The sequence below is a fragment of the Williamwhitmania taraxaci genome (genome assembly GCF_900096565.1).
Taxonomy (GTDB): Bacteria; Bacteroidota; Bacteroidia; order Bacteroidales; family Williamwhitmaniaceae; genus Williamwhitmania; species Williamwhitmania taraxaci.
The window spans coordinates 1-19,639 of record NZ_FMYP01000056.1 but is presented as its reverse complement, the minus strand read 5'-3'; the positions used below and the strand labels follow the sequence as shown (position 1 = coordinate 19,639).

At 44.8% G+C, this 19,639-nt stretch carries 12 protein-coding genes and 2 pseudogenes; 7 read left to right on the top strand and 7 right to left on the bottom strand.

Annotation, left to right across the window (positions count from 1 at the left end):
* Positions 1-54: 54 nt before the first annotated feature.
* The 3 genes and pseudogenes from BLS65_RS13200 to BLS65_RS13190 all read right to left on the bottom strand — a co-directional run bounded on the left by BLS65_RS13200 (position 55) and on the right by BLS65_RS13190 (position 4,706).
* The gene (locus BLS65_RS13200; protein ID WP_092439765.1) at positions 55-810 is read right to left on the bottom strand and encodes a DUF6261 family protein; all 756 of its coding nucleotides are present in this window, start codon (positions 808-810) and stop codon (positions 55-57) included.
* A 1,176-nt stretch (positions 811-1,986) separates the two neighbouring features.
* On the bottom strand, positions 1,987-3,333 hold the full coding sequence (locus BLS65_RS13195; RefSeq protein WP_092439763.1) for a sensor histidine kinase: 1,347 nt from the start codon (positions 3,331-3,333) through the stop codon (positions 1,987-1,989).
* 12 nt (positions 3,334-3,345) lie between these two features.
* A pseudogene (locus BLS65_RS13190) lies at positions 3,346-4,706 on the bottom strand (sigma-54-dependent transcriptional regulator).
* 211 nt (positions 4,707-4,917) lie between these two features.
* Between BLS65_RS13190 and BLS65_RS13185 the strand changes: the two are divergent.
* The 4 genes from BLS65_RS13185 (at position 4,918) to BLS65_RS13170 (ending at position 12,064) form a co-directional block, all read left to right on the top strand.
* Entirely contained in the window at positions 4,918-5,613 is a 696-nt protein-coding gene (locus tag BLS65_RS13185; RefSeq protein WP_092439779.1) for an ABC transporter ATP-binding protein, read from the top strand.
* A gap of 3 nt (positions 5,614-5,616) precedes the next feature.
* Entirely contained in the window at positions 5,617-8,040 is a 2,424-nt protein-coding gene (locus tag BLS65_RS13180; protein WP_092439761.1) for an ABC transporter permease, read from the top strand.
* Positions 8,041-8,270: 230 nt separating this feature from the next.
* Positions 8,271-9,662, top strand: coding sequence for a DUF4933 domain-containing protein (locus BLS65_RS13175; protein WP_092439759.1), 1,392 nt, complete (start codon positions 8,271-8,273; stop codon positions 9,660-9,662).
* A 14-nt stretch (positions 9,663-9,676) separates the two neighbouring features.
* Positions 9,677-12,064 (top strand): ABC transporter permease, encoded by a 2,388-nt coding sequence (locus tag BLS65_RS13170; RefSeq protein ID WP_092439757.1) that lies wholly within the window; start codon positions 9,677-9,679, stop codon positions 12,062-12,064.
* Positions 12,065-12,101: 37 nt separating this feature from the next.
* Here the strand turns inward: BLS65_RS13170 and BLS65_RS18355 are convergent, their stop codons facing one another.
* Both BLS65_RS18355 and BLS65_RS13165 read right to left on the bottom strand, forming a co-directional pair.
* Positions 12,102-12,269 (bottom strand): hypothetical protein, encoded by a 168-nt coding sequence (locus BLS65_RS18355; RefSeq protein WP_170830120.1) that lies wholly within the window; start codon positions 12,267-12,269, stop codon positions 12,102-12,104.
* Positions 12,270-12,331: 62 nt separating this feature from the next.
* Positions 12,332-14,671 (bottom strand): ABC transporter permease, encoded by a 2,340-nt coding sequence (locus BLS65_RS13165; RefSeq protein ID WP_092439755.1) that lies wholly within the window; start codon positions 14,669-14,671, stop codon positions 12,332-12,334.
* A 343-nt stretch (positions 14,672-15,014) separates the two neighbouring features.
* Here BLS65_RS13165 and BLS65_RS19120 point away from each other — a divergent pair.
* Positions 15,015-15,173: pseudogene (locus tag BLS65_RS19120) on the top strand (IS30 family transposase); the annotation flags it as partial.
* A 414-nt stretch (positions 15,174-15,587) separates the two neighbouring features.
* Positions 15,588-16,556, top strand: a complete 969-nt coding sequence (locus BLS65_RS13155; protein WP_092439751.1) for an IS30 family transposase — start codon at positions 15,588-15,590, stop codon at positions 16,554-16,556.
* Between the two features lie 245 nt (positions 16,557-16,801).
* On the opposite strand, the gene BLS65_RS18030 is transcribed toward BLS65_RS13155, so the two are convergent.
* On the bottom strand, positions 16,802-16,996 hold the full coding sequence (locus BLS65_RS18030) for a hypothetical protein (protein WP_125869874.1): 195 nt from the start codon (positions 16,994-16,996) through the stop codon (positions 16,802-16,804).
* A gap of 122 nt (positions 16,997-17,118) precedes the next feature.
* Entirely contained in the window at positions 17,119-19,284 is a 2,166-nt protein-coding gene (locus BLS65_RS13150) for a peptidase domain-containing ABC transporter (RefSeq protein ID WP_262507988.1), read from the bottom strand.
* A gap of 73 nt (positions 19,285-19,357) precedes the next feature.
* Here BLS65_RS13150 and BLS65_RS13145 point away from each other — a divergent pair.
* The coding region (locus BLS65_RS13145; protein WP_139180961.1) for an IS1 family transposase at positions 19,358-19,639 on the top strand (282 nt) is incomplete at its 3' end.

The following is a 19,639-nucleotide window of genomic DNA, read 5'->3' as shown; positions in this document are numbered from 1 at the left end:
ATGCCAAGCCACCATTACGAGGCTTGGCATTATGGTAAACTTGGTGTGAGCGGCTTACTCGTTTGGCTCACCCTTACCCTTATCCTTTGGCTTGCGCTCGGTGCTACGGCCCACTTGTGCGGTGTATTGCTTGCGTATGGTATCGATAATGGTAAATACTTTGGCAAATTCGGGCTTGGTTTCCAGCCGGGTGTTTACCTCCACGTAGTCGCACAATAGCGAGTACTGGTCTGCTATTTGGTTGCGCAGCTCACGGGTGTCGGAGGTGTCTTTTTCAATGTAGGTTGTGGTGCGCTCGTTATAGCATGCCTTAAAGGAGTTGTTGTCGTTCTTAAGCCGGGTAACATAGCTGCCTAAGCCCAGCAATGCCACCATAGGAGCAAAGCGCCGGCTTTCCAGCGCTTCTACGATGCTGTCGATGGATTGAGTCTCTTTTTCGAGCATCTGCGTGGGAACCTTGCCATAGGGTTTCAGCATGGCTTCAATTTCGGCCACGGCTCTAAGTATGGCCTCATCGGTAGCTAGCTCGTGCACCTTTAGTGATCGATCAAGTGCGCGCATGCTGTTGTCGCGCACCTGGTCGTGAGCGGTAATCTCGACAGTGATGGCGCTCTTACGCATGCGCACCAAAACCTTATTGAGGTTGGTCATCAATCCCAGAATGGTGGCAATAATTGCCTTTAGCTGGTCGTCAGTGAGCTCGGTAGCGCTTAGGTCGCGAATGCGATCAATTTGCGACTGCATAAACTCATAAAAATCAATATTCCCTAGCTTATAAAGCGGAGAAACTGAAAATTTTACTTTTTTCATACAAATCGGTTTAAAAATCTACAATAAAACTAGGCGTTTTCTGGATTCTATGCAAGTATTTTATCGAAATACTTTTTGTCAAGACACTACACATCAGCGCAAAAGTTCAGCACGATGAGCTTTTTCAATGAAATTTATTTTTGTTTGTCGGTAGTATGAATTTCTATTTTCCAATTATTTCCCTCGGTGGTTGTTCGGGGCATATACAGTTCGCTTGTTCACGGCAAAACAACTATTTTTGAATTAAAAGTGCGTGTCGACAAGGCCAACCTGTCCGAATACAGGTAGGATAGGACTGTAGAAATTCCCAGATTTTCTGTTTTCAACGCGTCAACTGCAGTTGAAAAGGCCAAATTGGTTGTTTTGGTCAAAAAACTGCTGTTGAAATGACCCCTTCGGCTGTTTTGGCAAAATCAACAGGTGTGGATTGCCTCTTTTTTCCGTTTTGGCGAAATCAACACGAGTTGAAAAGCTCCCGACAGCTGTTTTGTGAAGTTCAACTCGTGTTGAAATGTTCCCAACATATTTTTTGACTTATGGGAGTTAACTGAGAAACTCAATTCTCCGATTTACCTCAGTGATAATTGCAGCAAACAGGGCTTGCTGGTTGGGATACTGTTGTGCGCGCTGCCCATCATCATGTATTCCGTAAATCCCAACCTAAAGGTTGGGGCAGTTGGCGCTATGTTGCTTTAGTCGTAAAAGTTGACGCTGCCTTAAGGCCTTGGTAATGGGCCAATAAATAGATTAGCGGCGTGAGAAAATGGGTTCAAATAAACGTTGCTGAGTAAATCGATAAATTATAGTCAGTGATGGTTTTGAGTGACTAAACACAACCAACTACTTAGCACGCGTTGGTTGTCGGTATTTTGTAAAAAAGAGCCTGTCTAAGTATTAAGACAGCCTCTTTCGATTGTATGGGTGGCGTATAAACTAACCCTTTGGTAAATGATTGTAATCCAAAGTTGGATAACGAAGTGAGTATACGAATTTGATAATTTGTTTTTTGACGATAATAATGACCATCAGTGGAATTGTATTTCTATTGTCGGCGGCAACCAATATCTGAAGATGGAAACAGTGTAAAGGAGATGCACCTTTGGCTCTCAAACTTTGCCTACCACTTGCCACTATTACTATCTGTGGTTTTGTGTTCAAATTGTTACGCTTAAACACCTAAAACGTAAGCCTAAAGGTTGTTCCTGTGCCAATCACCGACTCGGCGGTAACTTCCCCGCCATGCAGGTGCATAATCTGCCGAACAATGCTTAGCCCAATACCGGTTCCACCCGCTTTGGTGGTGAAGAAGGGCACAAATATCTCCTCGGCAATTTCCTTCGAAATGCCTGTGCCATTGTCCTCCACCTCAACGGTTGGCCGACCCATGCTGCTTGTTGAGAAGCGAAGAGTAACGGTTCCATCCATTGTGCCGAGGCATGCATCGGTAGCGTTAGTAATGAGGTTAATGAGCGCCTGAGCAATAAGTTGCTCGTCAATCATAACCGTAGCACTGTTTTGTGGATCCATCACCACGAGGGCTACATTGGCCGAAGCAGCATAATCGGCCGAAAGAATCTTGATTTTGTCAAACAGGTTTACGACAAGTGTTGGCTGAACCTTGGGCTGTGGAATGCGCGAAAACTTCCGGTAGTGATCCACAAAGCGCGAAAGGCCTTCGCCTTGCTCTACAATAACGGCCAGCCCACGAACGGTGTTGTTTACAACCTGCTGAGTAACGGTTTCGGCGGCTATAGGTTGATCGTTTTTATGGTAATAGCCGCTTAGTGTTTTTGCTGCCGAGGTTATGGGTGCTATTCCATTCATTATTTCGTGGCTCAACACGCGGGTAAGCTTAATCCATGAGTCCGTTTCACGGGCATCGAGCTCCGGCTTAATGTCGGCAATGGAAAGCAACGTTAGGTTGGCCGACTGAAGTTGGAGAATGGTTGCCTTAATTGATAGAACGCGCTGGCGTGTTGGCTCGTTAAGGGTTATTGTTTTTTGTTCGCCATGCTTAATGGTGCTTATAAGAATATAGAGCGAATGATTTTTCCTGTCGATTTGGCTAAGATGGGTGAGCACCGGACATTGTAAAAGCGTGTGGACGGCTGAATTTGAAATATAGATGAACCCCTTTTCATCGAAGGCCATCAGGCCGGAGGTGGCCTGTTCTACCACTGCCCTAAACTGAAGTTCCTGCTGCTTTGCATTTAGGAGAATTGCCTCCATCTTGGCGCTGAGGCTGTTTAGTGTTCGATTAAGATCGCGCTCGGTAGATGAATTCACCATGGTAGGAAGGGTAAAGCCGGCATCCTCGTTGAGCAGTGCTTGGAAGAAGAAATTGATCTTGCGATTTGTTCGACTTACATAGTGAATCATCAGGTATATCTGGATAACAAAAGCAATCGCAGCAATGGCTACAAGATCGAGACCTTTGTTAGTAAGCCATAACCAGCAAAGAAGTAGCGACGTGGCAGCTAGCAGTAAGGCTCGAACAACGATAGCGAGAGAACTGTTTTTCATGGTTAACGCTAGCTATAGGTTGTATTTCTTCATTTTATTGTAGAGGGTTTGCCGTGCAATTCCCAGCTTGTCGGCGGCGGCAGAAAGGTTGCCCTTGTGCCGTTCAAGAGCCTTTTCGAGCATCAGCTTCTCCATTTCGTCAATAGTGTCGGGAAAGAAAATGCTGCTGCTCACTGCGGGTTTAAAGAGAAAATCGTCGGGGGCAAGCTGCTTACCTTCGCTAAGGATTACCGCCTTCTCCATGGTATGCTGCAGTTCCCGAACATTTCCTGGCCAACCATAGTTCTCCAACTTATCGAGAGCAGACTTACTTAGCAGCTGCCGAGGCTTTCCGTAACGGCTGGCATACTTTTCCAGAAAGAATTCAGCTAGGCATGATATATCCTCGGGTCGCTCACGCAAAGGAGGGATATCAATATGAATAGTGTTTATTCTAAAGAAGAGGTCTTCGCGAAACATCCCGTCGGAAACCATCTGCTCGAGGTTACGGTTGGTGGCGCAAACTAACCGAATATCAATGGGTGTTGTCTTATTGGATCCTACCCGAACTACGGTTCTGCTCTGCAGCACGGCAAGTAGCTTGGCCTGAAGGGGAAGACTTAAATTCCCTATCTCATCGAGAAAGAGAGTTCCTTTATGCGCCGCCTCAAACTTTCCTTGGCGTTCGTTGCGCGCATCGGTAAAAGCACCCTTCACATGACCAAAGAGTTCACTCTCAAAGAGGGTTTCGCTCACCGCACCCATATCTACGGTAACAAGAAGCTCGTTGTTGCGGAGCGATAGCCGTTGCAATTCGCGGGCAAACATCTCTTTGCCTGTTCCATTCTCGCCAGTAAGTAGCACGTTGGCATCGGTAACGGCTACTTTTCGGATAATCTTAAGAAGTTCCATCAGCTTGGGCGAATGCCCCACTATCAAGCAAGGTTCCTTGCGTAGCTCGTTGCGCAGCATCCGTTCGGTATCTTTTAGCCTGCCAACCTCCTTTTTGCTTTGGTGCAACTTAGCAGCCGTTATCACGGTAGCCAGCAACTTCTCGTTCTCCCATGGTTTTAGAATAAAGTCAGTGGCACCCATTTTTAGTGCATTCACCGCCAAATCAACCTCGCCGTAGGCCGTGAGCATCACCACCGAAACCGTCGGGTTTATCTCGAGTGTTTTTTTGAGCCAGAAGAGTCCTTCATTTCCGCTTTTTTGGCCGGGGTGAAGTTCATATCCAGCAGCACCACGTCAAACGGGTTGCGCTCCATGAAGGCGGGGATATGTATAGGATTATCAATCGTTTTTATCAGATTAAACTCATCCTGTAGCATCAGCTCCAGCGCGGTAAGCGCATTCAGGTTGTCATCTACAATTAGGATATTGCCTTCGGCCATTGTTGAAATATTTGGTAGAGCCAAAGTATATAACCTTAACGGAAGCACCTAATAGCTGTCCAATATTTAGACGATTTTAAATATATTTTAGACATATTTACCAGTGAGTGACACCACCTTGAAATACTAATTGCTTAGCAGCGAGATTCAAACCTGCTGCGGTATAGTATTGGATAGGTTATGTTTGTTAAATACAATGCAAATAATGATGATGATAAGAACTGTAGGGCTAAACAAGGTATTCAGAACCGATACGATTGAGACCAGCGCGCTGAGCAACGTGGATATAGCGATAAAGCAGGGCGAGTTTGTGGCAATAATGGGTCCTTCGGGTTGTGGCAAGTCCACCCTGCTCAATATAATAGGGCTACTGGATGCACCAACCTCGGGCAGCTATACCTTCGATGGCGTGGAGGCCGGAAGGTTATCGGAGCCACAGCGCACGGCAATGCGGAGGGGGAAAGTTGGTTTTGTTTTTCAGAACTTCAACCTTGTGGAAGATTTAACCGTTAGGGAGAATGTGGAGCTGCCGCTAGTTTACCTCAAACTCTCGTATGGTGAGCGAAAGCGGAGAATTACCGAGGTGCTTAATCGGATGCAGCTCTCGCACCGGATGGATCATTTCCCTAAGCAGCTCTCGGGTGGGCAGCAGCAGCGCGTGGCCATTGCCCGGGCGGTAGTTTCCAATCCAATGCTCATCCTCGCCGATGAGCCCACCGGAAACCTCGATTCGAAAACCGGAACAGAAGTCATGCTGGTGCTTACAGAGCTCAATCAAGCAGGAACAACCGTGGTTATGGTGACCCACTCGGAGCGCGATGCGGCTTACGCACATCGAATTATCCGTCTGCACGACGGTAATGTGGTTGTGGCCGAGGATGTAAAGCAACAGGTTGTAATTGTTTAAGGTATGATACGTCCCGAAATACTCTTTCGTCGTTTTCGCCGATTCCCCATGCTAAAGGCAGTGAGCATTGCGTGCCTTGCTGCTTCGCTGGCCTGTTTGCTGTTGGTAGCTGCATTTGTTAAGCACGAGGTTAGCTACGATACCTTTAACCCATATCCCAACCGACTCTACAGATTGACTGTATCGGAAGAAGAAGACCTGCCCGATGCTCGGTGTTGGGGCAGCTGGGTTGGCCGGGTACCCATCGAGGTTCCGATGATAGAGCGTTTAACGCGTGTTAGTCGTGCGAAACAGATGTCGGCAGTTCTCAACAACACTGCTTGGCCTCTGCGGGAAGCTTACCTAGTGGATAGCACCTTTTTTACAACTTTTCGGTATAAACTCATTTCCGGCGACTCGGCTAAGGCGTTGGCATCCCCAACAAATGTGATTGTTTCGGAGAGCTTTGCCAAGAAACATTTTGGAACGGTTGATGTGCTGAATAAGCCACTGCTAATTAGCGACTATATGGTCGAGGATGCTACTAGCTATACCATTGCTGGGGTAATGAAAGATTTTCCGGAGAACTCGCACTTTACGGCAGAGTTGCTTATTGGCATGCCCAAGGATTTCATCGACATGGCCTACACCTACGTCCTTCTTAAGCCAAATGCGCCTGCTTTAAGTGCCGAGAAGGCTATCGATAATATTCTAAATCCAAAGGGACTAAACTACCCCAAACGAAGTTCATCGCTGCAATTGGTCACCGACATTCACCTGAAAAGCAATAAAGCAAGGGAGATGAGTGGGAACGGAAGCATGCAGCAATTATTAATTTTAATCTCGGCTGTGCTGCTTCTGGTAATTATCTCGCTCATCAATCTTTCGAACAATAGCCGGGTGATATTTCTGCTAAACCAGGAGTATTACCTTATGAAAAGAGTAAATGGTGCCGGTATTGGAATAATGATCCTCGAGGAACTATTGTTGGCCCTCATTAGTGGCATTACTGTTATAGCGCTAGGATTCTGGATAACGCTCTACCTAGGGCCATTGCTGGGTATCGACCTGTTGCAGCGCCTAACAATAGTTGATATTTCCATACTAATAGGTGGATTTCTGCTTTCCATGCTGGCCGTAATGGTATTTCCCATAGCCAAGGAGTTTCTCGGTGGATATTTCGTTCGAAGCCGAGGTCTTAATGGGGTTATTCCGGTTAAAGGTAAGCTGGTTCGGCTAAAGGTTCTGGTTGTAGTTCAGCTCTGCATATCAGCATTTGTGCTGGTGGTTACCTTTGGAATATCGCGCCAAATGGATTACGTGCTTTCGCAGCAGCTGGGTGGAAAAGAAGATGGCGTGCTGGTTATTGGTCAGCAAGATATGAATGTGATTAGCCGGTTGGCTCAGCTAAAAGATGAGCTAGCCAAGGTGCCTCAGGTAACCAACGTGTGTGGGGTTATGGAAGTTCCCGGCGATGCAATTAAAGATGGAAGTAGATATTCGCTCGAAGGAAGGAAGATGGAAAACGGACTGAGTATATTTTGTGTGAACGATGAATTTTTCTCCTTTTTCAACATAAAGCTGTTGGCGGGAAATTTTTTGCCGAAATGCAACTATACGCTAGGAGATGAACAGCGTTTGCTCAATGAAAAGGTATTTGAAATCCCTTCTACTGTTAAGATAAATATCGACACTACAGCGTATAGCGACCACTTTGTGATTAACCGCTCAGCGCTTAAGGAGATGGGATTCAATACTGCCGAGGAGGCTATTGGCAAGCGCATCCTGCTCCACCACCAATACATTAGCATTATTCCGGGAGGCACCATTGTTGGCGTAGTGGACGATTTTAAGTACACCTCCCTTTTCGAGAAAGAGGTGCCATTGATAATATTTGAGCGCAAGCTATTCCAAAACACCATACTTATCCGGTATGAAGCCAAATCGGCAACCGAAGCAATAAGGGCAATTGAGAAGGCATGGATGGTGGCAATCCCCAACGTTCCTTTTAACTATAAAACCCTGTCGGAAGTGTATGATAGTAGATACTACAACGAGATGCGCACGCGGAAGTTGCTCGGCTACTTCTCCATCATCACCCTGCTGGTGTCGGCGCTTGGGTTGGCGGTAATTATGTCGTTCATGGTTAAGTATCGGCTGAAGGAGATTGGTATACGAAAGGTGAATGGGGCCACCTCCGCCGACATTTTTGTGCTGCTCACGCGCGGTATCATACTTTGGGTTGTGCTGGGATGTGCCGTAGCGTTTCCGTTGGCATGGTATGCCATGCATCTCTGGCTGCAAAGCTTTGCCATGCAGGTTACCATAGGTTGGTGGATATACGCGCTGGGTGGATTGGGCGTATTCATGGTTGCCTTTGCCACTGCCTTTTGGCAGAGCTGGACGGCCGCCCGTATGAAGCCCGTTGAGGCGATTAGGTATGAATAAAAGAAGAAGTTATTTTGAGATTATACCGAAGGTAGATGGAAGGTAATGAAGCCAACAAACACTAAGAGGCGCCATTTATGGCATTTACAATTAGGGCGTTTGGTTGAGAATCAATAGGTAAAGTAGGGCCGATGCTCAAAGGATTTGAATACAAATAGCTACGGGTTTTGTCGCCATTGCACGTCGAAAATGGTGGCGGTAAAAATGAAGGATAACCTAAAAAATATTTAATGAATAAACTATTAGCATTCACCATACCATTGGTTCTTCTTGCAGGTTGCAATAGTCAAGGAACTATTAAAACACCCGAAAATGCTGAGGAACTGCTCATCGCCGACATAAAGCGCAGCGATAGTTTGGCGAAGAGTTCCATCGCCTTTAAACTCGATGAAATACCTGCAGGAATACGCTACCCTGAGTTGCGAATGGTTGATAAGGCCAACCCTCCGGTAACGCTAAATATTCCTGCATCGCAAGGAACGGTAAAGCCCCTAGCACTTTCGGCATTGTTTAAGTCGGTAAGGTATATGGTACTCGACTACGGCAAGGACTCTGCCCTCTGCGATTCTTATTCCCAAGTTATTCCTGTGGGCGATGGTTATATTACCACCTCAATTTTCAGCCTCTGCTACTTTGACTCCAAAGGAAAGTTAATGAAGGTGATAGGTAAAAATGAAGCAGGACTAATACCTGTGCCTAATGGCATAGCTTTTTCTACAGAAGAGATTATTGGTGTGCTACCAAATGCATCGGTTAAAGGAGATAAAGTTGTTTATGTTACAGTAGATATTCCCAAAAAGTTGTCGATGGTTAAGATTTTCGATATAAAGAGCATGAAAACAACACTGTCGGCTCCACGAAAAATTTCGAATTTCATGAATTTCATGAGGTTGTCCCCAACTTTGGTAACAGATAGTTCGTGGATTGAGTATAGTGGTAGTATTTGTCCTATTTCGAAGTATACATTTTGCCTTTACGGAATGAAGGGAGATACCTTAACTTTATTCAAGAATAGTATAAAAGGAGTCGCAACCAAGCGTGGAAATATTACCGATCCCGATAGCTGGTTTCGCTATGAATTCAACAATCAGTTGACTATTCGTCAACCCTATTGCGATACAGTATTTCGCTTTCAATACCCGAATACGCTCAAGCCCTGCTTTGTGCTAAACTTTGGCAAAGAGATGATCGATATTGAGTCGGCAATAATGTGTAAAACGGAAGGGAAATATATTCCTTCTTTTTGGTTCGAAACAAGCAATGCAATAGTGATGGGCTACTCAAAGAACAACGACTGCCCTAATAACCGCAAAGCCAATAAAGTGAAGTTCTACTATGCGGCCTATAATAAGGCTACGCAATCGCTTTTTCATATTACAATGCCAGCCAAGTATCCCGAAGACTCATATATTTCAAACGATATTGACGGTGGTATTCCGCTTAACCTTGGGGACGTTCGTGTTAACAACGGTAAGGGCATTGTGCTACTGTCGAGGGCACAGCTAACCGAAATAGCCACTAACGAAACCACCCGATACCTGCCAAAAGCGAACAGGGATGCGGCATCCACACGGGCTTCGAAGTTACGATCGGGTCAAAAACTTGTAGTTATTTACGAATAGATAAACGGAAACTCATGCTATACCACTACCTGCAGAATGGAATTCGAATAATTCTTCGAAACCCTGTTTTTTCAGCCATCAACATTATTGGGTTTACTCTTGGGTTAACTGCCAGTATGCTTATTTACACTTGGGTGGCAGATGAGCTGAATGCCGACAGTTTTCATCACGATGCTAACAATATTTATAGAGTTGTTAGGCTAAAGTCGAGCGAGGGAGGGATGGTAAAAGAACTTTCGGTAAATAGCCGACTTGCCGATGAGCTTAAAAATGACTTTCCGCAAATAGAGGATGCCACCTTTATCGAAATAGGCAATGAGAGCTTTCCCTATGAGGTTGGCGACAAGCGTGTGGAGATGCTTTCAAAGGTTGCCGATGATCGATTCTTTTACTTTTTCTCCTTTCCTATTGTTGAGGGAAATCCAGCAAGACTCGGTGAACCCAATGCAGCTGTAATAAGCGAGACTGCTGCGAAAAAACTATTTGGTAGCGCCACTGCTGTTGGAAAGGAAATTGTAAAAAGAACTCCTTGGGGTGATGGCCGAACAATTTTCGTGGTGGTTGGGGTGGTAAAGATCCCCTCCAATTCACACATCTTTTTCGATGTGGTTACTTCTCATAAGCAATTATATGCGGCCCTTGGAGGCATGGTTGTTAGCGAAAGTAATAAGAAGTTAAACGCAGGAGAGTCGGTGATCTATGTTAAAACAGGGAACAAGGCTGTTATCAATAGCAATACAAGCCAAAAACTGTTTAACTTTTTAACCGAAAAAGAGGGGATAACTGAAAAATTACTGTTTCAACCGCTTACCGACATTCATCTAAATACTGATTTCAGCAATATCTTCGATAAAGACTTAGGCAGCATCACCTACGTGGTAATATTCTCATTTTTAGCTATAGTAATACTGCTCATGGGAGCCTTTAACTTTATGGTTCTCTCCACTGCTCAGGCCATGAAGCGGAACGTGGAAATTGGTATTAGGAAGGCTGGTGGTTCGCCGCAAAAGGCGCTGCTGGTGCAGTTTTTTGTTGAAGCACTACTGCAAGTGACTATCGGAATGGGAGTCGCTTTTTCGCTAGCCAAGCTGTTGCTGCCTTGGGTTAACGCTATAGCAGGGAAAGAGATGAATATACCATTTAGCATAAGCATGGTGGCTATTGTCCTTTCGGCCCTAGTTGCTATTGCCCTCCTGGTAGCATCTTACCCGGCACTTTATCTCTCAAAGTTAAATCCTATTATGGCGTTTAAGGGAGGAAGCCGTGGCGGCACTAAGGCTGGATTTTTTCGAACAGTGCTAGTGGTGCAGCTAACTGCCTCCATGGTGCTACTCGTTTGCACGGGTATAGTATTTCTACAGCTTTGGTATATCAATAACGTTGATCTTGGTCTCGAGAAGAACAATGTATTGATTGTAAACTGCAACCTTTGGTATGAGGTAGATGAATTTAAGCAGGAGATTGCGAAAAATCCCAATGTGATTTCGGCAACTATGAGCAGCCTCACCCCAAATAACTTTTGGTGGGCCATGACAAATGACTTCACTTTGGGTAAGGTTAAAGATAGCCAGGCTAGTAAGATGAATGTCGCATATGTCGATGGCGATTTTGCCAAGGTTTATAGGCTTAAGATGGTAGAAGGTGAATTTTTCAGGCCCGTACAGAGCAACTATTGGGATGGGAAATACTCGCAAGATGGCACTCCTGTGGTGATTAATGAATCGGCGAAAAAATTGTTAGGGTTGAAGACCGCTGTAGGGCAGTTTATTGGCAAAAATCCTATTGTTGGCGTAGTAAAGGACTTCCATTTCAGACCACTTCAAAATTCCATAGCCCCGCTAGTGTTCAGTTACAGCCCCGAAGCGCTTACCCATCTAAGCATTCGAATAGCCCCATACAATAGACAAAAAACATTGAAGTATCTTAAGGAAACCTATGAGCGAATTAGGCCGGGAATGATTTTCAGTTATCAATATTTCGATGACATAGTAAAGGCCGGGTATGCCAACGAACAGCGGCAGGCATCAGTATTTATGGGCTTTTCTCTAATTTCAGTGGTTATTGCCATGATGGGCGTGCTGGGCCTTGCCAGCTTCTCGGCACAGCGCAGAGCAAAGGAGGTTGGCATTCGCAAAATAAATGGAGCCGATGTGTGGGATGTTGTTTTGCTGCTTTCGAAAGAATACGCGCTTACCGTTGGAATCGCTTTTGCTGTGGCCGTGCCAGTGGCATGGATTACTATGCATCAATGGTTGACTAATTTTGCCTACCACGTTAGTTTCACTTGGTGGATTTATGCGCTAGCTGGGCTTATCACGTTTATCATGGCCATGCTTACCATAAGCCTAATCACCATTCGCAACGCTAGGCAAAACCCAGTGGAGTGCTTGAGGTATGAGTAAGAAGAAGTTATACCGAAGGTAATGAAGCCAACAAACACTAAGAGGCGCCATTTATGGCATTTACAATTAGGGCGTTTGGTTGATTGTTAATTGCCACCGGCGAAAACCCGTAGTAAACTCCCCTGTCATTTGGCGAGGGGAGTAGAATGTGTGGAATGCAGAATACTTTGGCATCGTTGAAATAAGATAGTATTACGACGCGCATATTTTCCTAGAAAATTCGCTGTCCAGAGGGATGAATAGTCGACAACACGATCAGTCCACTTCTTATTGCTCTCTAATTACCCGGGTTGCTTTCATCTTGTAGATGTCGCGTAGGTATACCGCCGATGAGGCAACTATGGTGATAATACCAATGGCCACGGCAAAGCCTAGCTGGTAAAGGTCTACATCAACATGATAGATGTAGCTGGATAGCCATTTGTTTGATATAAGATAGCCAAGCGGTAAGGCAATGGTAGCAGAGGTTATAAGCAGTATTAGCTGCTTGAATAGGGTGCTGCGATAAATCGACACCTCCTCGGCACCGTATAGCTTTCGCATAGCAATGCTAAAAGCCTTTACGTTGAACTCGAATCGGGAAATCCCCAAAAAGCCAAAGAACATGATGATTAAAAAGGTGAGGAGAATAAACCGGATCATTTTTCCGAGGGCCAACTCCTTTGTGTAGGCTTCCTCAATTAGCTCACTGTAAGGGGTAATAGTGCAGGTGAATCCTGGATATATAGCAGCATAGCTAGCTTTAATTCGAGCCATGGCGCTGCTATCAGGTGTATCGTTAAACCGAATGAGCAGCGCATAAATAGCGTCGTTGTTGCAGAGGTAGAGTTGTGGGTTTACCTTGGCATCCAACCGTTCCATATAGATATCCTCCACTACGCCCACAATTTGGTATCTACCCGCTTTTTTATTCAACACCTTTTCCCCACCCAATGCAAGGTATCCGGTTTTGTTGACAATGGCCAGGTTGCTGTTTTGTGGCATGCCGGAGGGGGAAAACCCGGTGCCGGCAATAAGTCGTGCCTGAAGCGTGCCGAGGAAGTCGTTTTCCACGTTGGCCACCTCAAAGGTTATTTCGGTGGTGGCATCGGCAGAGGTGAGGTTATCGAAGTAAACACCCCGCGCATAGGGACCAATGGTGGTGGCGCTCACGGCACCTACCTTTGGTTGCTTCAGCAGCTCGCCCTTTAGTGCGGCATAGTTTGGTTCTCCCGAAAAGGCAGGGAAGCCCACGCTGTAGAGATTCTGCGGATTGTAGCCCAGATTTCCGCTCATGGCGTAGCGTATCTGTGCGTTGAGGGTAAGCACCACTACAATCAGCATCATGAGAAACGCCAGCTGCACCACCTTTACGTTGTTGAGTATAGTGGTGAAACTTCGCCGGCTGCGGGAGTTGTAGATGGTTTTAATGTCGCTGCTCCGTGAGTGGAAAAGCCAGTAGGTAACAACGATTACCACCGCCCCCATGAGTAGCCCCACGAAGAGCAGGTAGCAAAGGCCTAGTGTGATATTTTCGCCTAAGGTGAGCGAAATTGCTGCATTAAAGTTGCCGGTGTATATCTCCTCAACCATATTCAGGCAGAGGAATGCAGTGCCAATGGCAACGATCACCAGAATCATGAGTTCCGCGAATATTTGGCGCCGAAAGGCCGTGGCATTGCCCCCAAACACCTTGCGCACAAAGAACTCCTTTAGGCGGCTCTCGTAGTAAACCAAGCTCAGACAAAGGAAGTTGATAAGCCCAAACAGTAGGGTGAAAATAAGGACAATCAGGTTGATGCGGTGAAAGAGCAAGTTCCCCTTCCGGTTGAAATCGTTGAGTATCTCTAAGGAGCGAAAGTAGATATCGTCGAAGGCTCCGAGCGAGTAGGTAATGCGCTGGGTGGTATCGGTGAGATGATTGATTTTGGCTTGAACCGCTTGGTTGCTGCCATTATTGGCGCAAAGGTAGAAACCTTGCTTTGTTTTGTCCAGCTCCGGCTGACTGTAGAATGTATGGAATGCGGCTATGTAATCGGGTGCAAAGGTGGCGGTGGCAGGATAGGTGTGGAAAACTCCGGCCACCGGAAGAATCTGGTGGTTGAGATTACCGTAGCTTATGGTTATTGACCTGTCCGAGCATTGCGTGGTGCCGAATAGCGCTAAGGCCTTGGCCTCGGAAAGCAGAACGCCTGTGGAGCCTTGGGCCAGAGGCTCGCCACTCTTCCAAATAAAGTTGAAGGTGAAAATGGAAAGGGCTGAGGAGTCCATTAAAAAGAAGTTGCTACATGGAACGGCCTCTTCCCGGTCATTAACCAGGGTCGGGTTTATTTGGCCAACCTTCGTATAGGCCGTTACTTCCGGAATCTGTTTTAGTATTTTCTCTGCGGAGGCCACATCGGAGCTGGCGCTTATCTGGTTGTAATCGGTATAGGAGGTCGCCAACCTATAAATATTGCGATGGTTGGTATGGAATGTGTTCATGGCGCTTCCAAAGTAAACGGAGCGCACCAGCACGTATGAAAACGTAAGCGTAACGGCCAAGCAAATAACCGAGAAGATGAGGTAGGTGGGATTCTTGGTTAGGTTGGCAACGTATTGCCTAATGAGGATGAAGGTTTTACTCATGGGGTTTGGTCTGAAACGGCTGTAAATTGGGTTTTCCTTGGGATAATTCTTTTTATAAATATAACCATTTAATTGTGGCAGAATTGATTTTATAAATTTTTGTTTACTCTTGTGGGGTAAAGTGCAAACGTGATTTTATGGAAAACGGAATGGATAATGTTGATTGAGAGTGAAAATTATCCGTTTCATTCCATGTATTGAATTCCAATCCGTCACTACTCTAAAGCGCACAAAAAAACCGCCCCAAACTGGAGCGGTTTTTTCTATTTTAGTATACCGAAGGTTATTTTTTAACTTTTTGCAATCTTTGTTTTCTAGTGTGTAATGCAAATATCATCAGGCAAGACATTATTTCCCGAAGAAAACTGACTTTATAGCGATAACACAGGAGCAGGTGCAGTGGGTAGAGGATACCCTTAACAATCGTCTTAGAAAAAGGCTTGGCTCTATCTCTCCTATTGTAACATACAATCAGTTAATCCAAGTTGCATTTGTGAGTTGAATCTTGCTTTCTAAATGTAAAATAGTTTTTCTTCTTTGTTAAATATAAATATATTTGTGGAAGAAAAAACATTGACAACCATATTGAAAAATACAATACATTTATTTTTGATAAAAATATTAATACAGCTAAAATTGTAGAGACAGTAATTCCTATTAAATAGAACATATCTGGTAAATAGTGTTCAATCCTTATTGTATTATCTTCAGAGTTAATTTCTATTTTATCAGTTGATTGCCACCAATCCATTTTCATAATGAAACCAGAATTCAAATGACAAATGCAACTTATAGGATAGCCGCGCGAACAGCATTACATTTTTTCAGAACAGGAAGATGAGATTTGCTCACCTTCGCTGCTCCGATGGAAAAAATGTGGTTCTTTACCGCCTAAGTCCTCTAAAAATAAGTTGTAATGGCGCACATCAACCAAGAGCAAAGGTATGCAATTACCATCATGCTGCAGCAGGGCAAGCCACAAAAAGAGATTGCCCTTGCCCTAAACCGAAGCCCGTCAGTCGTATCTAGGGAGATACGCAGAAATAGGGATGCTAAAACGGGCGTTTATGATAGCAACGTGGCGCAGCGCGCCTACGAGCGGCGGCTAACGTTGAAACCGAAATTCAGGGTATTAAAGGGTGTTCTTCTGGCGAACGTAAGGGATCGGATTAAAGATGATCTTAGCCCAGAGCAAGTGGTTGGAGAAGCGCTGGGCCAAGGCATTCCCTGCGTATCGCACGAGACTATTTACCAGCTCATTTGGCGTGACAAACGACAAGGTGGAAGCCTGTATACTCACCTACGAAATCAAGGCCGTCGCTACCGTAAGCGAGGGGCGAGCAAGGATAAGCGGGGTATCATTCCTGGGCGAGTAGATATCTCATTGCGACCGGTCATTGTAGACCAAAAAGTGCGCGTAGGCGATTGGGAAATCGACACGGTTATCGGGAAAAATCATCAGGGAGCCATTGTTACCATGAACGATCGCAAAACAGGGCTACTTAGGCTGAGGTTGGTGAACTCCAAGGAAGCGGGAGTGGTTACCGATGCTGCAGTGGGGGCGCTATCACCGTTGGCACACCAAATGCATACCATTACCGCTGATAATGGAAAAGAGTTTGCAGCACATCAGGTTATTGCCGAAAAGTTGCAAATAAATTTTTACTTTGCACGGCCATACCACAGCTGGGAGCGCGGCGCTAACGAGAATGCAAACCGCTTGGTAAGGCAGTATTTCCCGAAGAAAACGGACTTTAAAACGATAACACAAGAGCAGGTTCAGTGGGTCGAAGATATTCTTAACAGTCGGCCTAGAAAAAGGCTAGGGTTTATCTCTCCCCTCTTAACATATAATCAGTTAACCCAAGTTGCATTTGTGAGTTGAATCTTGCAAACAATATGTCCCATGAGGTAAATCGAGCTCCTTGCATTCATTCCCTTTTAAAAAAAACGCATTATCATTAATGCAGATTTTTAATTTCCGAAGAGGGAGTAGCCCATTTCGGATAAACTTTACTTTAGCCATAGGATTAAAATATTAAGATTAATACCCGCTTCAGAGAAGCGGGTATCATATTATTACAAACGCTGTAGATTTTCAACAACTTGATTGATCAATAGGATTTATGCTTAAAACGCACAAATAACACCTGCTATACCCATTCCGAGGGCTGTTGGCCCACAAAGGGCAAGCCCTATTGGCCCAAAACATGATCCAATCGATGCCGCCAAACCAATTGATGCAATGTATTTGTTCGCAGTAGCACTACATCCACCACCTTCAATCATTTCCATCTCCTGCAAAGATAATTTTCTTGTTTCCATTTTCGTTAAGTTTTAAGTTATTACTAGTTTGTCATAGCAAAGGTGTGTTTTGTAGTTTGGGAGTGCTAATAATTTGAGGCCAAATATCGCGAACGGGCGAAAAAACTGTCCGAGCGGTAGCGTTAGGCATTTTGGAAGGTGGCAAATGCTTTCCATGCTGTGCTATAAAGGTTGTTGCCGGTTATAAGTTCATGGTGCTTTCCGGTTGCCTCAACCTTTCCATTCGAAAGCACAACTATTCTATCGGATAGGGCCGCATTCCTGATGTTGTGGGTAATGCTGAGTATTCCCATTTCGCTTTTCAACCGCAGAAGCAACTCCATAACAAACTGTTCGGCACGCAAGTCCATGTAAGCAGTAAGTTCGTCGATAAGTAGTAACTTTGGCGAAACTACCAGAGCGCGGGCTAACCCAACAAGCTGCTTTTGCCCCCCGGAAATTTGAATACCGCCATCTCCAAGCATTGTTTGAAATCCCTGGGGGAAGTTTTCAAAGAATGGTATCAACTGATGCTTTGAAAGAACTTTTATGGCTTGGTGCAAATCATCTTCAGAGTCGGACATCACTATGTTTGCAAGCAATGTTCCATTGATTAAGGTGACGTCTTGCGGAACCACAGCAACCAGCTTTCGGTAGGAATTAATTGAGTAGCAATTTACATTGTTTCCATTAAATGTTATTATTCCTGACTCGGGTTGATTGAACTGTTGAATAAGGCTTAGCAGCGTGCTTTTTCCTGTTCCGTTATCACCGAAAATTGTTACGAGTTCTCCTTTGCTTACGCTAAAGTTTACCTCTTCTAGCAGTAATCGCCTTCCGGGATATCTAAAGTTAACAGCATGCAGCTGCAGTATTTCAAATGAAGTTGCCTTTTCCTTTTGATCATCTACTTCTGCATTATACTCCTTGTCCATACTCGAGAACTCATACATACGCTCAAATGCAATGCGTGCACCTTGTAGTTGAATGTTTGCGAAAGCAATGGAGGCAAGTGCCGGCAGTACCGTTCCGCTTAAACTGAATACCGCCATAAACTCTCCGGTAGTCATTTTTCCTGCCATCATTTGCGATGTGGAAATAACCACCACAGCAATAGTAACGATAATGCCGGCCAAGCCTGCAAACAATTGCACGGCCGAACCAACCTTCCCTAAATGGTAAAGTTTCTCTTGAAGGAAACGGAAGGTAACCAATCCTAACTTTGCAAATCGACTTTCTCTGCCAAAGCTCTTTACCGGCAAAATATTGTTAATTGTATTAATAAAATTGCTCTCATTTAGAGCATTTGCAACCATTGCTTCCCTTTGACCAATTACTATTGCCCTATGATAAACATAGGCAATGAATGCAAAAAGTGGGATTCCGGCAAGCAGAACAAGTCCCACCCATTGGTTATACATAAAAACAGCAGCAAGCGATATTATGAGAATAAGAATACTTATTAGCAGTTCACCAAAAAGATAGGCTACCGTTTGCTGGATACGCCCAATATCGTTCAACCTAGCCACAATATCTCCAATTTTTCGGGAAGCAAAAAAGGGCATAGGGATAAGTAGTAGACCGGAAAAGAAATTCTTGGTAATTCTAACATTTGTATCAACGCCCTGTTTTAGCATAAGCATTTGCCGAAAATATCCAATCAGGCTTTTTGAAATTAGAAGTAATGCAACCAACCCAATTGCGAAGTATATCCTAACACTATCGCCCGAAGGAATTAGTTTATCAATAAGCACCTGTGCAAATACCGCTGTTGCTAAACTAAGAATGGCTACTGCTATTCCTATAATTAGAATTGTTGTTAGGATACTTGAATCCTTGCTAACTAGATGAAGAAACCACTTCCACTGTAAGTGTTGCTCCTTCCTGTTTTTTACAAACTGCGTTTCGTTTGGCTCAAGTTGAAGGAGTTTGTTACTCTTCCATAGTAACGCGAGTTCCTCTTCTGTTATCCATTTTATCCCAAGTGCAGGATCACCAATTAGAAACCTGCCCCCTTTCACTTTGTAACATACCAGGAAGTGCTGCATTGTATTATTTACAATAGCATGGAGAATAACAGGTCTTTTAATGTTCCGTAGGTAATTTATATCAGCCTGCATGCCTTCCGCTTCAAAGCCAATAGACAGTGCTGTTTGATATAATCCTAGCAGGGTGGTGCCTTGTGCATTTGTTCCACTAGCAATCCGTAACTTTTCTTGGTTGGGTTTTCCACCATAGTATTGAATTATGCTACTGAGGCAGGCAATGCCACAATCGGATTGGTTCTTCTGTAATACAAAACTTTTTATTATTTGTTTTGGCTCTATTCAGTGATAATGTTGTTGCAAAAATTTGCTTATCTTAGTGGAAAGTCTCTATGATATGACAATAATTGAACAAATCCGAGAACTCGCAAAACAGTTGACAGAACAAGAGCGCGTTACGGTAATGCGGGAGCTGAAAAATACGGATGCATCACTTACGGCTCAGCTGGGGGAGGCGAAAGTCTGCCCCCACTGCTCGAGCAGCATGATCATTAAGCACAGCATGTTCAATGGGAGGCAGCGCTCCAAGTGCAAAACGTGCGGCAAGACCTTTACTATGCTTACCGGAACGCCCATACACGGGTTGAAAAAGGTTTCACTTTGGCAGGATTACTGCACG